The 17,678-nt window shown below is 75.1% G+C and carries 16 protein-coding genes; 5 read left to right on the top strand and 11 right to left on the bottom strand.

All coding sequences use genetic code 11. The features are described from left to right. Positions 1-69: 69 nt before the first annotated feature. From ACI789_RS22020 to ACI789_RS21995, 6 genes are all read right to left on the bottom strand, one after another. Positions 70-1,305 (bottom strand): DUF4032 domain-containing protein, encoded by a 1,236-nt coding sequence (locus ACI789_RS22020; RefSeq protein ID WP_457011580.1) that lies wholly within the window; start codon positions 1,303-1,305, stop codon positions 70-72. 99 nt (positions 1,306-1,404) lie between these two features. Then, positions 1,405-2,001 carry a TetR/AcrR family transcriptional regulator gene (locus tag ACI789_RS22015; protein WP_457011578.1) on the bottom strand — a complete coding sequence of 199 codons (597 nt, stop codon included), beginning with the start codon at positions 1,999-2,001 and terminating at the stop codon, positions 1,405-1,407. Positions 2,002-2,072: 71 nt separating this feature from the next. After that, positions 2,073-2,468 carry a helix-turn-helix domain-containing protein gene (locus ACI789_RS22010; RefSeq protein ID WP_457011577.1) on the bottom strand — a complete coding sequence of 132 codons (396 nt, stop codon included), beginning with the start codon at positions 2,466-2,468 and terminating at the stop codon, positions 2,073-2,075. Positions 2,469-2,696: 228 nt separating this feature from the next. Further along, positions 2,697-3,350: a CDP-diacylglycerol--glycerol-3-phosphate 3-phosphatidyltransferase gene (gene pgsA / locus ACI789_RS22005; RefSeq protein WP_456917804.1), complete on the bottom strand. Its 654-nt coding sequence runs from the start codon at positions 3,348-3,350 to the stop codon at positions 2,697-2,699. Next, positions 3,347-4,774 carry a 30S ribosomal protein S12 methylthiotransferase RimO gene (rimO, locus tag ACI789_RS22000; RefSeq protein ID WP_456917806.1) on the bottom strand — a complete coding sequence of 476 codons (1,428 nt, stop codon included), beginning with the start codon at positions 4,772-4,774 and terminating at the stop codon, positions 3,347-3,349. Before rimO ends, pgsA begins: the two co-directional genes overlap by 4 nt. A gap of 82 nt (positions 4,775-4,856) precedes the next feature. Next, on the bottom strand, positions 4,857-7,382 hold the full coding sequence (locus ACI789_RS21995) for a DNA translocase FtsK (RefSeq protein WP_457011576.1): 2,526 nt from the start codon (positions 7,380-7,382) through the stop codon (positions 4,857-4,859). A 74-nt stretch (positions 7,383-7,456) separates the two neighbouring features. Here ACI789_RS21995 and ACI789_RS21990 point away from each other — a divergent pair, with 74 nt between their 5' ends. Next, entirely contained in the window at positions 7,457-9,460 is a 2,004-nt protein-coding gene (locus ACI789_RS21990; RefSeq protein WP_457011575.1) for a prolyl oligopeptidase family serine peptidase, read from the top strand. 52 nt (positions 9,461-9,512) lie between these two features. On the opposite strand, the gene ACI789_RS21985 is transcribed toward ACI789_RS21990, so the two are convergent. Genes ACI789_RS21985 through ACI789_RS21970 form a run of 4 tightly spaced genes read right to left on the bottom strand, consistent with a single transcriptional unit; the run spans position 9,513 to position 13,575 of the window. Beyond that, positions 9,513-11,225 carry a ribonuclease J gene (locus ACI789_RS21985; RefSeq protein ID WP_457011574.1) on the bottom strand — a complete coding sequence of 571 codons (1,713 nt, stop codon included), beginning with the start codon at positions 11,223-11,225 and terminating at the stop codon, positions 9,513-9,515. Then, positions 11,222-12,118 carry a 4-hydroxy-tetrahydrodipicolinate synthase gene (dapA, locus tag ACI789_RS21980; protein ID WP_457011573.1) on the bottom strand — a complete coding sequence of 299 codons (897 nt, stop codon included), beginning with the start codon at positions 12,116-12,118 and terminating at the stop codon, positions 11,222-11,224. The genes ACI789_RS21985 and dapA overlap by 4 nt, the downstream gene beginning before the upstream one ends. A 9-nt stretch (positions 12,119-12,127) precedes the next feature. Beyond that, positions 12,128-12,760, bottom strand: a complete 633-nt coding sequence (locus ACI789_RS21975; protein ID WP_457011572.1) for a dihydrofolate reductase — start codon at positions 12,758-12,760, stop codon at positions 12,128-12,130. Continuing rightward, positions 12,757-13,575 (bottom strand): thymidylate synthase, encoded by an 819-nt coding sequence (locus ACI789_RS21970; protein WP_457011571.1) that lies wholly within the window; start codon positions 13,573-13,575, stop codon positions 12,757-12,759. Before ACI789_RS21970 ends, ACI789_RS21975 begins: the two co-directional genes overlap by 4 nt. 100 nt (positions 13,576-13,675) lie before the next feature. Here ACI789_RS21970 and ACI789_RS21965 point away from each other — a divergent pair, with 100 nt between their 5' ends. Continuing rightward, complete coding sequence (locus ACI789_RS21965; RefSeq protein WP_457011569.1) at positions 13,676-14,167, top strand: hypothetical protein; 492 nt, start codon at positions 13,676-13,678, stop codon at positions 14,165-14,167. Positions 14,168-14,182: 15 nt separating this feature from the next. After that, on the top strand, positions 14,183-14,989 hold the full coding sequence (locus tag ACI789_RS21960; RefSeq protein ID WP_457011567.1) for a DUF4097 family beta strand repeat-containing protein: 807 nt from the start codon (positions 14,183-14,185) through the stop codon (positions 14,987-14,989). 2 nt (positions 14,990-14,991) lie between these two features. Here the strand turns inward: ACI789_RS21960 and ACI789_RS21955 are convergent, their stop codons facing one another. Next, entirely contained in the window at positions 14,992-16,203 is a 1,212-nt protein-coding gene (locus ACI789_RS21955) for a winged helix-turn-helix domain-containing protein (RefSeq protein WP_457011565.1), read from the bottom strand. Positions 16,204-16,261: 58 nt separating this feature from the next. On the opposite strand from ACI789_RS21955, the gene ACI789_RS21950 reads away from it, so the two are divergent. Then, positions 16,262-16,852 (top strand): N-acetyltransferase family protein, encoded by a 591-nt coding sequence (locus tag ACI789_RS21950; RefSeq protein WP_457011563.1) that lies wholly within the window; start codon positions 16,262-16,264, stop codon positions 16,850-16,852. Beyond that, the gene (locus ACI789_RS21945; protein ID WP_457011562.1) at positions 16,849-17,514 is read left to right on the top strand and encodes a DUF2461 domain-containing protein; all 666 of its coding nucleotides are present in this window, start codon (positions 16,849-16,851) and stop codon (positions 17,512-17,514) included. Before ACI789_RS21950 ends, ACI789_RS21945 begins: the two co-directional genes overlap by 4 nt. Positions 17,515-17,678 lie beyond the last annotated feature (164 nt).

The following is a 17,678-nucleotide window of genomic DNA, read 5'->3' as shown; positions in this document are numbered from 1 at the left end:
GCGCAGGTCACCATGGGTGTCAACTCGAACGAAACCGCCTCGTAACCAGCAGCGACGCACCCCCCGGGATCAGCGCGGAGGGCTCACGAAGGCCGACGGCGTCGTGAGCTCCTTGGGGGTGCGCGGCAGGACCGTCTCGAAGTACGACCGCGCCGCCTTCGTCGTCCCGACGTCCGCGCCGGCCCGCTCGGACAGGAACCAGCGGTGCTCGAGGATCTCGTGGAAGACCTCCGCCGGGGCCAGCCGGCCCCGCAGGTCCCGCGGGATGGCGTCCACGACCGGCTGGTAGGACTCGGCGAGCCAGCGGTACCCCGCGACGGTCTCCGACACCGGGGCGCCGGTCTTCTGCTCGAGGTTGGCCCGGAAGGCGCGCAGGTCGTTGAGCAGCCGCCGGGCCTGCCGCTCCTGGACCTCCAGCCCGGTCAACCGGAACAGCTCCCGCCGGTTCTCCCCCGGCTCGGCGACCCGGGTCTCCACCCGCAGCTTCGCCCCGCCGTCAGGGGTCGTCACCAGCTCGACCTCGCCGACGTCGAAGCCCAGGTCGTTGAGCCGCTGGAGGCGCGCGGCCACCCGGTAGCGCTGCTCGTCGAGGGCGAACACCTCCTCGCGGGTGACCTCCTCCCAGAGCGCCTCGTACCGCAGGGGCAGGCTGTCGGCCACCTCGATCGGGTCGATGTCGGCCGGGAGCAGCTCGCCGAACTGCAGGTCGAGCAGCTCGGCGCCGACCCGCTCCCGGGCCAGGTCGACGTCGTACTGGCGCCGGCCGGGGCTGAGGGTGGGGTGGCGCTCGCTGGTCTCGGCGTCGACCAGGTACGCGGCGAGGGTCCCGGCGTCGAGCCGGAAGAGGGTGTTCGACAGCGAGCAGTCGCCCCAGAACACGCCGGCCAGGTGCAGGCGGACGAGCAGCACGACCAGCGTGTCCAGCAGCTGGTCGGCGGAGTGCTCGGAGGTCGGGCGGGAGAACAGGTACCGGTAGGACATCGAGTACTCGAGGTACCGGGTGACCAGGATGGCGTCCTGCCCGTCCGGGCGGTCGACGCAGATGCCCAGCACGGACACCGACGGCAGGCCCTCCTCCTCGAACTGGCCGAGCAGGGCGTACTCGTGCCGGGCCAGCGGCTCGGCGATCTCCTTGAGGGCGTAGACGCAGCCGTGCTGGGCGGTGAACCGGACGACGTGCCGGGAGATGCCGCGCTGCGGGACGTCGATCAGCAGCTCGGGGTCCCACTGCTCCAGCGGCTGGTGCCAGGGCAGCGCGAGCAGGGCGGCCCCGTCGGTGGCCGGTGGCCGGAAGAGGTACCGCACGGCGGCCTCCGGAGGTCTGCGGGCAGCAGCCGACCGCCTCGGCTGGGCGTGTCGGACGGTCACCATCCCACCACGCCGGTCGGCGCGCGACCTCCCCGGTCAGGCCGCCCGGGCGGCCACCAGGACGGCGAGCCGCTCGGCGGCCGCCCGTCGCGCAGGCGCCTCTCCCGGCTGCAGGACCAGCCCGACCAGCCAGTGCGCCACGATGCCGGCGGCGTCCCGGTCGGTCCGCAGCGCCGTGGCGAGCCGGTCGAGGACCTCCGCCCAGCGGTCGGCCGGGGCGGCCAGCAGCCCCGTCAGCGCCTCGGGCTCGTCGCGGGCGAGTCGCTGCAGCACGGGGTGCGCGGCCACCTCGTCGGCGACCTCGGCCAGCGCGGCGGCCGGCGGCCCGCCCGCGGCGACCGCTGCCAGCCGGTCCAGCTCGCCGGCGAGCAGCGCCCGGGCCACCTCGTCCTTGGTGCGGAAGTGGTTGTAGAGGGTCGCCTTGGCGACGCCGGCCGCCGCGGCGATCGACTGCATGGTGCTGCGGCGCAGCCCCCGCTCGGCGAAGGCACGGGCCGCGCCGTCGAGCAGCCCGGCCCGGGTGCGGCCCATGGCGTTGCCGCTGCGGGTGTGGCTGCCGGGCGCGTGGGTCGGTGCAGGGGGCACCCAGCCGGACACCGGTGCGGTGGACGGGATCGGGCCGGCCGTCGCCATGTCCCCCTGTCTGGCACCCCGCAGGAGGAGAGTCAAGGACGCCGGGCCCGTCCCCGGCCGTGTCGCGGGGGTCAGGCCGCCAGCGAGACCGCGGTGCGCGCAGCCGGGCGGACCGGCGCGCCGACCAACGCGAGGGCCGGCTCGGCGACCGGCTGCTCGGCCGCCGGCTCCTGCGCCGACTGCTCGGCCGCGGGGGCGGCCGCACCGGGGGCGGGGGTGAGCGGGCGGACCCCACCGGCGTGCCGGAGCTCCAGGCTGACCTCGGCGAGCAGGTCGGCGAGCTCGAGGTCGAGGGCGTCGCAGATCGACGCGAGGAGCTCGGAGGAGGCCTCCTTCTGCCCCCGCTCGACCTCGGAGAGGTAGCCCAGGCTCACCCGGGCAGCACCGGAGACGTCCCGCAGCGTCCGGCGCTGACGCAACCGGTGGCCGCGCAGCGTGTTCCCGAGCTGGGTGCGCAGCAGCGTCATGGCCGTCTCCTGTCCTGCCTGTGCGGAAGCGGCGGCGCCCCGGGAGGGCGCCGTGCGCTCACGGTACGCGGAGCCACTGACCGGCACCGCGCCATCCCGGGCGCGTCCGCTCTGGGCGTAACGCCCGAGGCCGCCGGCCCCTTCCCGTTCCGCGCTGCGGCGGCGGGCGTTCCGCTGTGCGGCGGGCGGCCCCGTCCCGGGTCCCGCCCCGTCCCGGAGGGTCCTCCTTCAGGCGGGGGCGTCGGTGCGCGAGCCGCCGGCCGCCCGACGGGCCGCGGCCGCGCGCATCGCCCGCGCGCTCGTGCGGCGCAGCACCAGGGCCCGGTAGACGTAGTCGAGCCCGGTGACGACGGTCAGCACGAGGGCCACGGCCATGACCCACCACCGGGCGCTGGCCAGCACGCCCTCGAGCGGCAGGATGTAGAGCCCGATCGCGAGCGCCTGGACGACGGTCTTGGCCTTGCCGCCCCGGCTGGCCGCGATCACGCCGTGGCGGATCACCCAGAAGCGCAGCAGGGTCACGCCGATCTCGCGGACCAGGATCGCCAGGGTCACCCACCACGCCAGCAGGGACAGCACCGACAGCCCGATCAGCGCGGTGCCGGTGAGCGCCTTGTCGGCGATCGGGTCGGCGAGCTTGCCGAACTCGGTGACCTGGCCCCGGCGCCGGGCGATCATCCCGTCGTAGCGGTCGGTGATGATCGCCAGTCCGAAGAACAGCGTGGCCCAGTAGCGCTGCGCCTCATCCGTGCCGCCGTCGGTGAGCAGCAGGACGGCGAACACCGGCACCACCGCCAGCCGGAGCACCGTGAGCGCGTTCGGCAGGTTGACCAGCCGCACCGACTGGGGCGGCGTGGCGGCGGGGTCGGCGGACTCGCTCATGGAGTGACCGCGGGGACGAGCGCGGCGGCGACCAGGTCCACACCCTCCGTGCCGACGACCTCGGCGACCACGAGCCGGCCCGCGACCGCGCCGTCGGGCACGCCGGTCACCGTCGTCGTCCCGTCGGCCTCGGGGTCCTGGTGGGCGGCGTGCCCCAGCCAGGTCCCGGGCCCCTCTTCGGCGGAGAGGTCCTCGGTGAGCAGCACCTCGACCTGCTCGCCGAGGCGGTCCTCGGCGCGCTGGGCGGTCAGCTCCTCGACCAGGTCGGTGATCCGGCGCACGCGGGCGTCGATCTCGGCCTGGTCGAGCTTGCCGGGCATCCCGGCCGCCTCGGTGCCCTCCTCGTCGGAGTAGCCGAACACGCCGACCGCGTCGAGGCGCCCCTCCACCAGGAACCGCTCGAGCTCGGCGACGTCGTCCTCGGTCTCCCCCGGGAACCCGAGGATGACGTTGGTGCGGAAGCCGGCGGTGGGCGCCAGCGCCCGGGCCCGCTCGACGAGCGCCAGGAAGTCGTCGGTGCCGCCGAACCGGCGCATCCGGCGCAGCAGCGTCGGCGAGGAGTGCTGGAACGACAGGTCGAAGTATGGGGCGACGCCCTCGGTCGCCGCGATGACCTCCAGCAGACCGGGCCGCAGCTCGGCCGGCTGCAGGTAGGCCACCCGCACCCGGGCGATGCCCTCGACCGCGGCCAGCTGCGGCAGCAGCCGCTCCAGGGAGCGCAGGTCGCCGAGGTCCTTGCCGTAGGAGGTCGAGTTCTCGCTGACCAGCACCAGCTCGGTCACGCCCTGGGCGGCCAGCCACTGCGCCTCGCCGAGGACCTCGGCCGGCGGCCGGGAGACGAACGCGCCGCGGAAGGCGGGGATGGCGCAGAACGCGCACCGCCGGTCGCAGCCCGAGGCGAGCTTGAGCGCGGCGGAGGGGCCGCCGGCCAGCCGCCGGCGCTGCACCCAGCCGTGGCCGGGGATGACCGGCGCGTCGTCCGAGGTCACCGCGGCGGTGCGCGCCACCGGGCTGATCGGCAGCAGGGTGCGCCGGTCACGCGGGTCGTGCGGCACGAGGGATCGCCCGGAGAGGACGTCGTCGAGCCGGTCGCCGATCGCGGCGTAGTCGTCGAAGCCCAGGACGGTCGCCTCGGGGAGGGCGCCGGCCAGCTCCGAGCCGTACCGCTCGGCCATGCAGCCGACGGCGACGACCGAGGCGCCGGAGTCGGTCGCGGCGAGGATCGCGTCGACCGAGTCCTTCTTGGCCGACTCGATGAAGCCGCAGGTGTTGACCAGGACGGCGTCGGCCTCGTCGGCGTCCTCGACGAGCTCGTACCCGCCGGCGGCCAGGCGGCCGGCCAGCTCCTCCGAGTCGACCTCGTTGCGGGCGCAGCCGAGGGTCACCACCGCCACCTTGCGGGCGGCGTCGAGCGGAGCTGTCACCGCCCCATCGTAGTCGGCTCGCCGGCCCGTGCCGGGAGACCGCGAGTGACTCGGGACTCGCGGCCTCCCGGCGGGAACCGGCTCAGGCGTCGCCGCCGCCGCGCAGGAGGAACATCACCGACTCGAGCTCGTCGGGCTTGATGAGCACGTCGCGGGCCTTGGAGCCCTCCGACGGCCCGACGATGCCGCGGCTCTCCATGAGGTCCATGAGCCGGCCGGCCTTGGCGAAGCCGACCCGCAGCTTGCGCTGCAGCATCGACGTCGACCCGAACTGGCTGGTGACCACGAGCTCGACCGCCTGGACGAGCAGCTCCAGGTCGCCGCCGATGTCCTCGTCGATCTCCTTCTTCTCGCCACCCGCGGCGCTGAAGACCTCTTCCCGGTACTCGGGCTCGGCCTGCCGCTTGGTGAACTCGACGACCGCCTCGATCTCGGCGTCGGAGACGTAGGCGCCCTGGACACGCATGGGCTTGCCCTGGCCGATCGGCATGAACAGGGCGTCGCCCATGCCGATCAGCTTCTCCGCGCCGGGCTGGTCGAGGATGACCCGGCTGTCGGTGAGGCTGGACGTGGAGAAGGCCAGGCGCGAGGGCACGTTGGCCTTGATCAGGCCGGTGACGACGTCGACCGACGGCCGCTGGGTGGCCAGCACCAGGTGGATGCCGGCCGCACGCGCCTTCTGGGTGATCCGGACGATCGACTCCTCGACGTCGCGCGGGGCGACCATCATGAGGTCGGCCAGCTCGTCGACGATGGCGAGGATGTAGGGGTAGGGCCGGTACACCCGCTCGCTGCCGGGCGGGGCGGCGATCTCGCCCTTCTCGACCTTGCGGTTGAAGTCGTCGACGTGCCGGACGCCGGTGGCCCGCATGTCCTGGTAGCGCTGCTCCATCTCCTCGACCAGCCAGGCCAGCGCGGTGGCGGCCTTCTTGGGGTCGGTGATGATCGGCGTGATCAGGTGCGGGATGCCGTCGTAGGGCGTGAGCTCGACCATCTTCGGGTCGATCAGGATCATCCGCAGCTGGTCGGGGGTTGCCCGCAGCAGCAGCGAGGTCAGCAGCGAGTTGACGCAGCTGGACTTACCGGCACCGGTGGCACCGGCGACGAGCAGGTGCGGCATCTTCGCCAGGTTCGCGCAGACGAAGCCGCCCTCGATGTCCTTGCCCAGGCCGACCAGCATCGGGTGCGGGTCCTGCTTGGCCACCTGCGAGCGCAGCACGTCGCCGAGGCTGACCATCTCGCGGTCGACGTTGGGCACCTCGACGCCGACCGCGGACTTGCCGGGGATCGGCGCCAGGATGCGGATGTTGTCGTTGGCCACCGCGTAGGCCATGTTCTTGGTCAGCGCGGTGATCTTCTCGACCTTGACCGCCGGGCCGAGCTCGATCTCGTACCGGGTGACCGTCGGCCCGCGGGTGAAGCTGGTGACGACGGCGTCGATGTTGAACTGCTCGAGCACCCCCGTGATGGCCTCGATGGCCGCCTCGTTGGCCTTGGAGCCCTTCTTCGGCGGGTCGCCGGCGCGCAGCACGTTGACCGAGGGCAGCGTGTACTGCCCCTCGACCGGCTCGATGCGCAGCTGCTCGGGCTCGGTGATGGGCTCGAGTTCCTCCGGAGGCGCGGTCCGGTCCACGACCGGCGGACGGCGCGCCGGGACCGGCGGGGGCGGCGGCTCGTGCCGCACGGCCTCGGGCGCCTCGTCGAGCGCCGCGTGGTCGATCGCCGGCAGGGTCTCCACCGGGCCGGTGTCCATGAGGTCGTCGGCCAGCGACCGGCGGCGGGAGCGCGGAGCCGGCGCGGGCTCGTCGTCCTCCTCGTCGTCCCAGTCCTCGTCGTAGTCCTCGTCGGCCGTCTGGCCCAGCAGCCGGTCGCCGAGCTCGCGCAGCCGCTCGGGGATCTGGTGCACCGGCGTCGCGGTGAGCACCAGCAGGCCGAAGAACGCCAGGAGGACCAGCAGCACGACGGTGACGACGCTGCCGACGCCGGCGACCAGCGGGGTGCCGACGGCCCAGCCGGTCAGCCCCCCGGAGCCCGGCCGGCCCTCGGCGGGGACGGCGCCCTCGCCGACGACCTGCGCGATGCCCAGCACCGACGCGACCGCGCACAGCCAGCCGATCGCCAGCCGGCCACGGGCCTCGGGTCGGGGGCCGCGGCGCAGCAGCCGGAGGGCGGCGAGGAGCAGCAGCACCGGCAGGACGACGACCAGCGAGCCGACGACCCACCGCACGCCGTCGGCCAGCGCGGCGCCGACCGGGCCGATGCCGTTGGTCCAGGCCGCGGCGCCGAGGACGACGGCGAGGCCGAGCACGGCCAGCCCGACACCGTCGCGGCGGTGCTCGGGCGCGAGCGGCTCGGCCTCCTCCGGCCGGGCCACGGAGCGGGCCAGCCCGCCGGCCCCGCGGGCCAGCAGGGACCAGCCACCGCTGATGACGCCCCACAGACCGGGGCCGGAGTTCTTCGGCGCGGGCTTCCGGGCGGCGGGCTTGCGGCCACCGGAGGCGGGCCGCTTCGCGGGCGGGCGCTTCCGGGACGCCGTCGAGCCCGAGCCGGAGCGTCCGCGCGCCGGCGACTTACCCGACGAGCGGGTCGTCGTCGTGCGAGCAGGCATGCGTCAGACCGTAATCGCCGCAGGTGCGCGCCGACGGCAGGCGACGCTTCGTGTCCGCCACCTACGGTCAGGGCATGCCGACCCCTCCCCCGCTCCCCCACGGCAGCTGGCCCACGCCGATCACCTCCGAACTCGTGGTCCGCGCGGCCGCCCGCCTCGGCGAGGTGGCCGTCGACGGCACCGACGTGTGGTGGTCGGAGTCACGGCCCCAGGAGGGCGGCCGGTCGGCCCTGGCCCGCCGGTCCGCGGACGGCGTCGTCGAGGACGTGCTGCCTCCCCCGTGGAACGCCCGCACGCGGGTGCACGAGTACGGCGGCGGCGCGTGGACCGTCGCCGGCGGCACGCTGTGGTTCACCGACTTCGCCGACCAGCGGCTGTACCGGCTCGACCCGGGCGCGGGCGAGCCGGTCGCGGTCACGCCGGAGCCCGACCTGCCGGCGGGGGTCCGCTACGCCGACCTGACGCCGACGCGGGGCGGCGCGCTGCTCGCCGTCCGGGAGACGCACACGGCCGGCGGTGCGGCGGCCGACGTGGTCAACGAGATCGTCCGGATCGGGCCGGAGGGGACCGAGGAGGTCCTCGTGAGCGGGCCGGACTTCGTCTCCGACCCGCGCCCCTCGCCCGACGCCCGGTCCCTCGCCTGGCTGCAGTGGGAGCACCCGGACATGCCCTGGGACGCCGCCCGGCTCGTCGTCCGCACCGACGACGGCACCGAGACCGTCGTCGCGGGCGGGCGTCGGGCCGGCGGGACCGCGGAGTCCGTCGTCCAGCCGACGTGGGCCGCCGACGGCAGCCTGTGGTTCTGCCTGGACCGCACCGACGTGTGGGCGCTGTACCGCTGGCGGCCGGGTGGGGACGTCGACCTCGTGCTCGACCTCGGCGCGGACATCGCCGGACCGCAGTGGGTGTTCGGCGGCCGCCGCTTCGCCCTGCTGCCCGACGGCCGCGTCGTCCTGGCCGTCGCGCGGGAGGGTGCCGACCGGCTCGCCGTCCGGGAGACCGACGGCACGGTGCGCGAGCTCGACGTCCCGTACGCGGCGTTCCGGTACGTGACCGCGGCCGACGGCGCGGTGGTGTGCGCGGCCGGGGGCCCGGCCAGCGAGCCGGTGGTACTGCGGGTACCGGTGGACGGCGGTGCGGCCGAGGTGCTGCGACCGGCCCGCGACCTCGGCCTGGACCCGGCGTGGTTCGCCCGGCCCGAGCCCCTGACCTTCCCGACGCCGGACGACGGCACCGGCATCGAGGCCGCGCACGCGCTGGTCTACCCGCCGACCAACCCCGAGGCGTCCGCGCCGGAGGGGTCGCTGCCGCCGCTGCTGGTCGTCGTCCACGGCGGGCCGACGGCCGCGGCGACGCCGGTGCTCGACCTGGGCGTGCAGTACTGGACCTCGCGCGGGTTCTGCGTCGCCGACGTCGACTACCGCGGGTCGGCCGGCTACGGGCGCCGCTACCGCGAGGCGCTGCGGGGCAACTGGGGCGTGGTCGACCTCGACGACGTCGTCGCCTGCGCCACGTTCCTGGCCGACAGCGGCCGGGTCGACCCCGCTCGGATGGCCATCCGCGGCGGCTCGGCGGGCGGGTACACGACGCTGGCGGCGCTGTGCCTGCGGCCGGGGGTGTTCACCGCGGGGGCCAGCCACTTCGGCGTCGCCGACCTCGCCGCGCTCGCCGCGGACACCCACAAGTTCGAGTCCCGCTACCTCGACGGGCTGGTGGCCCCGTGGCCGGAGGGCGCCGAGGTCTACGCGCAGCGGTCGCCGATCAGCCACGTCGCCGCCTTCGACACGCCGCTGGCAGTCTTCCAGGGCGAGGAGGACCGCGTGGTGCCGCCGGAGCAGGCGGAGGCGATCGTGGCGGCGCTGCGCGAGAAGGGCGTGCCGCACGCCTACCTGCTGTTCCCCGGCGAGCAGCACGGGTTCCGGCGAGCCGAGAACATCCGCGCCGCGCTGGACGGCGAGCTGTCGTTCTACGCCCAGGTGTGGGGCTTCGACCTCCCTGCCGACGAGGGCATCACGCCCATCACACTGCTGTCCTCCGGACAGCGACCGCGGCCAGGTGCCGTCCCCCGGCCGAGCTGAGCCGGACCCGGCCCTCCTCGCGGAACCCTCCGGGCCCCACTCGTCGAGCCGATCACACCTCGAGGACGGTGGGGATGATCATCGGCCGGCGGCGGTGGGTGTCCGACACCCACTTGCCGATGGTCCGGCGGATCACCTGGGAGAGCCGGTGCGGATCGGTCTCCCCGTCGGCCAGGGTGCGCCGCAGCGCCTCCTCGACCAGCTGCAGGGCCGGGTCGAAGACGGTGGGATCGTCGGCAAAGCCCCGGGCGGACAGGTGCACCGGCCGCACGATCGTGCCGGTCGAGGGCTCGATGACGACGGTGAGCGCCACGAACCCCTCGTCACCGAGGATGCGCCGCTCCTGCAGCGACTCCTCCCCCACGTCACCGACGTTGAGCCCGTCGACGTAGACGTCCCCGACCGGGACGCTGCCCACGATCGCGGCCTTGCCGTCGACCAGGTCGACCACGACGCCGTTCTCGGCCAGGAGCACCCGGTCGGCGCTCATCCCGGTCTCCTCCGCGAGCGCCGCGTGCGCCCGCAGGTGCCGCCACTCGCCGTGCACCGGCATGAGGTGGCGCGGCTTGGCGACGTTGAGCAGCGTGCGCAGCTCCCCGGCCGGCGCGTGCCCGGAGACGTGCACCCGCGCGGTCTCCTTGTGCACGACCGTGGCGCCGAGGCGGGCCAGGCCGTTGATGACCTTGTAGACGGCGGTCTCGTTGCCCGGCACCAGGGAGGAGGCGAGGACGACGGTGTCGCCGGCCTCGATGGTGACCTGGTGGTGGTCGCCGCGCGCCATCCGGCCGAGCGCGGACAGCGGCTCCCCCTGCGAGCCGGTGCAGACCAGCACCACCTGGTCCGGCGGCATGGCCGCAGCCTCGTCGAGGGAGACCATCAGCCCCGGCGCGACCCGCAGCAGGCCGAGGTCCCGGGCCACGCCCATGTTCCGGACCATCGACCGGCCGACGAAGGTGACCTTCCGGCGGTGGGTCTCGGCGCAGTCGAGGACCTGCTGGATCCGGTGCACGTGGCTGGCGAAGCTGGAGACGATCAGCCGCTGCGTCGCCCGCGCGAAGACGTCGTCCAGCACCGGGCCGATCGACCGCTCGGAGGTGACGAAGCCGGGGATCTCGGCGTTGGTCGAGTCGGCCAGCAGCAGGTCGATGCCCTCGACGCCGAGCCGGGCGAACGCGCCCAGGTCGGTGAGGACGCCGTCGAGCGGCAGCTGGTCCATCTTGAAGTCCCCGGTGTGCACCAGCGTCCCGGCCGGCGTGTGCACGGCGACCGCCAGCGCGTCGGGGATCGAGTGGTTGACCGCGATGAACTCGCAGTGGAAGGGCCCGGCGACGTGGTCGTCGCCCGCGGCCACCTCCACCAGCGTCGGGACGATGCGGTGCTCGCGCAGCTTGGCCGCCACCAGGGCGAGGGTGAACCGGGAGCCGACCAGCGGGATGTCGCCGCGCAGCCGGAGCAGGTACGGGATCGCGCCGATGTGGTCCTCGTGCCCGTGGGTGAGGACGACGGCGGCGATGTCGCCCAGCCGGTGCTCGATGACCCCGAAGTCGGGGAGGATCAGGTCGACGCCGGGCTGCTCGGCCTCCGGGAACAGGACCCCGCAGTCGACGACCAGCAGGGCCCCGTCGTACTCCAGGACGGCCATGTTGCGGCCGATCTCGCCGAGCCCGCCCAGCGCCATCACCCGCAGGCCGCCGGAGGGCAGCGGGGGCGGGGCCTTGAGGTCGAGGTGCGGTTGGCTGATCGGGGCGCTGGGCGCCGCGCTCACAGGGCCACCCCACCCGCCGTCAGGTCGGCGCGGAGGCGCTCGACCTGCTCGGGGGTGGCGTCGACGAGTGGCGGGCGCACCGGCCCGGCGGGCAGGCCGAGCGCGTTGAGCGCCGCCTTGACCAGGATGGCGCCCTGGGTGCGGAAGACCCCGGTGTAGACCGGCAGGAGGCTCTCGTTGACCGCGCGGGCCTTGACCAGGTCACCGGACTCGACCGCCGCGATCAGCTCGGCCAGCCGGGGACCGACCAGGTGGCCGACGACGCTCACCACGCCGACCGCGCCGATCGCCAGCAGCGGCAGGTTGAGCATGTCCTCGCCGCTGTAGTAGGCCAGGTCGGTGCGGGCGAGGGTCCAGGCCACCGAGCCTAGGTCGCCCTTGGCGTCCTTGACCGCGACGATCCGCGGGTGCTCCGCCGCCCGGACCAGCGTCTCCACCTCGATGGGGACGACGGTGCGCGGCGGGATGTCGTAGAGCATCACCGGCAGGTCGGTGGAGTCGGCGACGGCGGTGAAGTGCCGCAGCAGGCCGGCCTGCGGGGGCTTGTTGTAGTACGGCGTCACCACCATGAGGCCGTGCGCGCCGAGCCGCTCGGCGTCGCGGGCCTTCTCGATGGAGTGGGCGGTGTCGTTGGTCCCCACGCCGGCGACGACGGTCGCCCGGTCGCCCACCGCGTCCAGGACCGCCTCGAGGACGGCGCGCTGCTCGGCGTCGCTGAGCGTCGGCGACTCCCCCGTCGTCCCGCAGACCACGAGCCCGTCGTGGGCCCCGCGGTCGACCAGGTGGGCAGCCAGTTCCTGGGCGCCGGCGAGGTCGATCGAGCCGTCCTCGGCCAGCGGGGTGACCATCGCCGTCAGGACGCGCCCGAAGGGCCGAACGGGGTCGCTGGTCATGGGGTGAATCTACCGATCGAGCACGGCCGCGTTCCGCGCCACCGCGCCGGGGCCGGTGCCGCGCCGGAACTCCGACACCGCGTACCGCAGGCCGGTCGTGGACGTCGACCAGCCCTCCGCGGGGTCGCGGGCGACCCGGCGCCACTCCGGCCCCGGGACCGGCGCCCACGTGTCGCCGTCCACCCGCGTGTCGACGTCGGTGACCACCAGCCGGTCGGCGTGCGGCAGGAAGGCCGCGTAGACCCGGCCCCCGCCGATGACCCACAGGTCCGTCCTGTCGCCGAGGACCTCCTCGACCGAGCCGGCGCGGCGCGCGCCGTCGGCCGACCAGGAGGGGTCGGTGGTGAGGACGACGTTGGTGCGCCCCGGCAGCGGGCGGAACCGGTCGGGCAGCGACTCCCAGGTGCGCCGGCCCATGACCACCGTCGAGCCGGTGGTGAGCGTGCGGAAGAGCTCCAGGTCCTCGGGCAGGTGCCACGGCAGCGCGCCGTCGACGCCGATGACCCCGCCGTGGGCCTGCGCCCAGATGAGGCTGACACTGCGCTGCCCCTCTGGTGACCTCGCGAGCTCGGTGCGCTGCCCCTCTGGTGACCTCGCGAGCTCGGTGCCCTGCCCCTCTGGTGACCTCGCGAGCTCGGTCACACGGCCACCGGGGCCTTGATGGCCGGGTGGTGCCGGTAGTCGTGCACGGTGAAGTGCTCGAAGGTGTAGTCGAACAGCGAGGGCGCGGGGGCCAGCTCGAGTGTCGGGAAGGGCAGCACCTCGCGGGAGAGCTGCTCGGTCACCTGCTCGACGTGGTTGCTGTACACGTGGCAGTCCCCGCCGACCCAGATGAAGTCCCCCGGGGCGAGCCCGACCTGGGCGGCGACCATGCGGGTCAGCAGCGCGTAGCTGGCGATGTTGAACGGGACGCCGAGGAAGAGGTCGGCGCTGCGCTGGTAGAGCTGGCAGGACAGCCGGCCGTCGGCGACGTGGAACTGGAACAGCGCGTGACACGGGGCCAGGGCCATCTCCGGGATCGCGGCGACGTTCCAGGCCGAGACGATCATCCGGCGGGAGTCCGGGTCGGTGCGCAGGGTGTCCAGCACGCCGGCGATCTGGTCGACGTGCCCGCCGTCCGGCGTCGGCCACGACCGCCACTGGACGCCGTAGACGGGCCCGAGCTCCCCCTCGGGGGAGGCCCACTCGTCCCAGATGGTGACGCCCTTGTCCCGCAGCCAGCCGACGTTGGAGTCGCCGCGCAGGAACCACAGCAGCTCGTAGGCGACCGACTTGAAGTGGACGCGCTTGGTGGTGACCAGCGGGAAGCGCTCGGACAGGTCGTAGCGCAGCCGCTCGCCGAACAGGCTCACCGTGCCGGTGCCGGTGCGGTCCTGCTTGGGGGTGCCCCGCTCGAGCACCCGGCGGAGCAGGTCCTCGTACTGGGTGTCGATCGGGCCGTCGGTCGCGCTTGCCACGGGCCCGAGGGTACGGCCGCGGTCCGGGGTCGTCGGCGAGGCGCGGGTGTGACCCCACGGCCCCTTGCGGTGGTGTCACTTGTGGCGTCACCATGACGTCATGGCGACGCTGGACCTCACCCCTCACGTCCGGGCGCTGCGCGAGTCGCTCGAGGCGGTGGCCGCGGTGGGCACGCCCGAGGCCCGGGAGACCGCACGGCTGCTGGCCGCCGGGATGGAGCCCGCGGTCCGGATGGTGCTGCTCGACGCCCTGTCGGCGCTGGCGGCGGAGATCACCGCGGCCTGGGACGGCGGCCTGGTCGACGTGCGCGTCCGCGGTGGCGACCCCGAGGTGGTCGTCGTCCCCGATGCGCCGACCCCGGCCGGGGACGATGACCCGCCCACGGTCGACGAGGACGCCGAGGGCGGGGTGGCGCGGATCAGCCTGCGCCTGCCCGAGCCGCTCAAGGGCCGCGCCGAGCAGGCCGCCGCCGCCCGGGGCTCGTCGCTCAACACCTGGCTGGTGCGGGCGGTCACGGCGGCCCTGCACACCCCCGGGTCCGCGCCGTCCGGGCGCGGGCCACGCCGGCTCTCCGGGTTCGCCCGGAGCTGACCCCTGGAGGTCCCCGTGACCGTGCGCAGACTGACCCGCCCCGCCGGTGGCCCCCCGCCGGTCGTCGACGTCCGCAACCCGGCCGGTTCCATCACCGTGACGGCGGCCGAGGGGGCGGCCGAGCTGTCGGTCGAGGTCGAGGCCCTCGACGAGGCCGCCGAGCACCTGCTCGACCGGGTCGGGATCGACGTTGCCGAGGGGCAGCCGCTGCGGCTGCGGATCGCCGTCCCCGAACGGCGACTGTTCGGCGCGCCCGCCTTCGCGGTGCGGGTGGGCACGCCGGCCGGCGCCACGGTCCGCGTCCGGGCGGGCTCGGCGGACTGCGACCTGCGCGGTCCGCTGGGGCCGGTGGTGGTGGCCTCGGCCAGCGGGGAGTGCGCCGTCGAGGAGTGCACCGAACTGCAGGCGCGAAGCGCGAGCGGCGACATCCGGGTGGGCACGGTCCACGGGGCGGCCACCCTCGGGACGGCGTCCGGGGGCGTGCGGGTCGGGTCCGCGGGCGGGGCCGTCGAGGTCCGCACCGCGTCGGGGGACGTCGACCTCGGCTCGGCCGACGGGGACACCTCGGTGCGGTCGGCGTCCGGGGACGTGTCCGTCGCCCGCACCACCGGCGGGGACGTGCGCCTCACCACCGTGTCCGGCGACGCGACCGTCGGCGTCCTCCCCGGGCGGCGGGTGTGGCTGGACCTGTCCAGCGTCTCCGGGCGCCTGGCCTCCGACCTCGACGACGACGGCGCGGGTGACGGGCCGGCCGAGCTGACCGTGGCGGTGCGCACCGTCTCCGGTGACGTGCGCGTCCGGCGCACCGCTCCCGCGGCCTGAGCTCAGCGCAGGGCGACGGCGAGGTCCGCGGCGAGGTCCCCGCGGTCGGCGACGACGACGGCGTCGAGCTCCAGCCAGCCGGCCATGAGCGTGAGCTCGGCGGCGAGCGCTGCGGCGACCTCGGCGCGGTCGACCCCGTCCTCGGCGAAGGCCGACTGCACCCGCAGCAGGCCCGCCTGGCGGTCGGCCTTGAGGTCCACCCGGGCGACGAGCCGGTCGCCGAGCAGGAACGGCAGGACGTAGTAGCCGTGCACCCGCTTCGCGGCCGGTGTGTAGATCTCCAGGCGGTAGCGGAAGCCGAAGATGCGCTCGACCCGCGGCCGCTCCCACACCAGCGAGTCGAACGGACTGAGCAGCGCCCGGGCTCGGATCCAGCGGGGACGGCGCGCCTCGGGGTGCAGCCAGGCCGGCGCACCCCACCCGGCCACCTCGACCGGCAGCAGCTCGCCGGCGTCGGTGAGCTCGGCGATCGCGGCCCGGGTGGGACCCGGCCTGAGCCGGAAGTAGTCGCGCAGGTCGCGCTCGGTGGCCACCCCGAGGGCCCGGGCGGCGGTGCGCACCAGCTCCCGCACCGCCGCGGCCGGCTCGGGGGTGGGCGCCCCCAGCACGGTGGCGGGCAGCACCCGCTCGGCCAGGTCGTAGACCCGCTCGAAGGCCGTGGTCCGACCGCGCGTGGTGAGGACGCCGGTGTAGAAGAGCCACTCGAGAGCGACCTTGCCCGCGTGCCAGTTCCACATGCTGCCCGGACGGTCGGGCCGCGGTTCGGCGAGGTCGCTGGCCTTGAGCGGGCCGCCCTCCCGCACCCGCTCGAGCACCTCGGCGACGAACCCGGGGCGCTCCCGCTGGATGCGCACCATCGAGCCCCACGCGTGCTCCTCGGCGGCCGCCATGCGCCACCGCAGGTACGGGTGCAGCCGCACGGGCAGGAAGGACGCCTCGTGCGCCCAGTACTCGAACAACGCCCGGCGCCGGCCGGCCAGGTCGTCGATGGCGGTGCGCGGGTACGGCCCGAACCGGCTGAACCCGGGCAGGTAGTGCGCCCGGGCGAGCACGTTGACCGAGTCGATCTGCACGACGGCCAGCCGCTCGGTCATCCGGCGCAGGTGCCGGCCGTCGACCACCCCGGCCGGCCGGGGGTCGGCGAACCCCTGGGCGGCGAGGGCGATGCGGCGGGCGAGCGGAGCCGGCAGCCGGTCGACGACGGGGAGGCCCACAGCGGGCGATCCTGCCTGGTGGGTCCGACAGTCGCCGCGCGGACCTACGCTGCCCGGCGTGGACCCGACCTCGCCGTTCCCTCGCCTGACCGGCAACGCCGAGGTGTCGGTGCGCCCCGCCCGGGCGACGGACGCCGCGGACATCGCCCGGGTGCAGGCGGTCACCTGGCGGACGGCCTACCGGTCCGCGCTCCCGGCCGACGTCCTCGACACCTGGGACGAGGAGGCCGCGGCGGCCGCGTGGCGCTCGGCCGTGCTGAGGCCACCGACACCCGCCCACGGCGTGCTGGTGGCGGTCGAGCGCGAGGTCGTCGTCGGGTTCGCGGCCTACGGACCGCCGGAGGCGGTCGACGTGGAGGGCGCCGGCAGCGGCCCGACGACCGAGGTCGCCACGCTCCTCGTGGAGCCGCGGTGGGGACGGCGCGGACACGGCAGCCGCCTGCTGGCCGCGGTGGCCGACCTCGCCCGGACCTCCGGCGCGCTGCGCCTGCAGACGTGGCTCGCGGAACAGGACCAGGTGTCGGCGGACTTCTTCGAGTCGGCCGGCTGGGCGCCGGACGGGTGGGTGCGCACCCTCGACACCGGCGGTGCACCCCTGCGGGAGCGGCGCTGGCACGCGCTGCTGGACGAGACGGACAGGGACCGATGACGTTCGAGGGGTTCCCCGACGAGGGGCTGGTCTTCTACGAGGGCCTGGAGGCCGACAACAGCAAGACGTACTGGACCCGCCACCGCGCGGTCTACGACGGCTGCGTGCGCGCGCCGGTGCAGGCCCTGGTGGAAGAACTGGCCCCGGAGTTCGGCACGGCCAAGGTGTTCCGCCCCTACCGGGACGTCCGCTTCAGCCACGACAAGACGCCGTACAAGACGCACCAGGGCGCCGTGGTCAACCCCGAGGGACGCGGTGCGGGCGCCTGGTACGTCCAGGTCTCCGCCGACGGCCTCATGGTTGCCGGCGGCTGCTGGCGGCTGGAGTCCGACCAGGTCGCCCGGTACCGCCGCGCCGTGGCCGACGACCTCCAGGGGGCGCGCCTGCGCGCCGAGGTCGACCGCCTGACCGCGGCCGGCTGGGACATCGAGGGCGAGCGGCTCACGCGCGCGCCCTCCGGCTTCTCGCCGGACGGCAACCGCACCGACCTGCTGCGGCACAAGTCCCTGCACGCCGCGCGCCGCTGGGAGCCCGCGGACTGGCTGCACGACCGCCGGGCCCTCGACGAGGTCCGGACGGCGTGGCGCGACCTCGTCGCCCTCAACGCGTGGTTCGCCGACAACGTCGGGGCGACGACCAAGGAACCGCGCGCCCGACGCTGAGCCGTTCGCCGGCCCGGCCGCGTCCGCGAACCCGGCCACCGCCAGGGCAGCACGCGAGAACGCCGAAGGGGCCCCAGCGGTTGCTGGGGCCCCTTCGGGAATGGTTGTCCGGCGGCGTCCTACTCTCCCACCCCGTCTCCAGGGCAGTACCATCGGCGCTGAGA

The organism is Geodermatophilus sp. SYSU D00965 (genome assembly GCF_054050075.1).
Note: the sequence above shows the minus strand (reverse complement) of the source record. Positions and strands in the feature narration are given on the sequence as shown.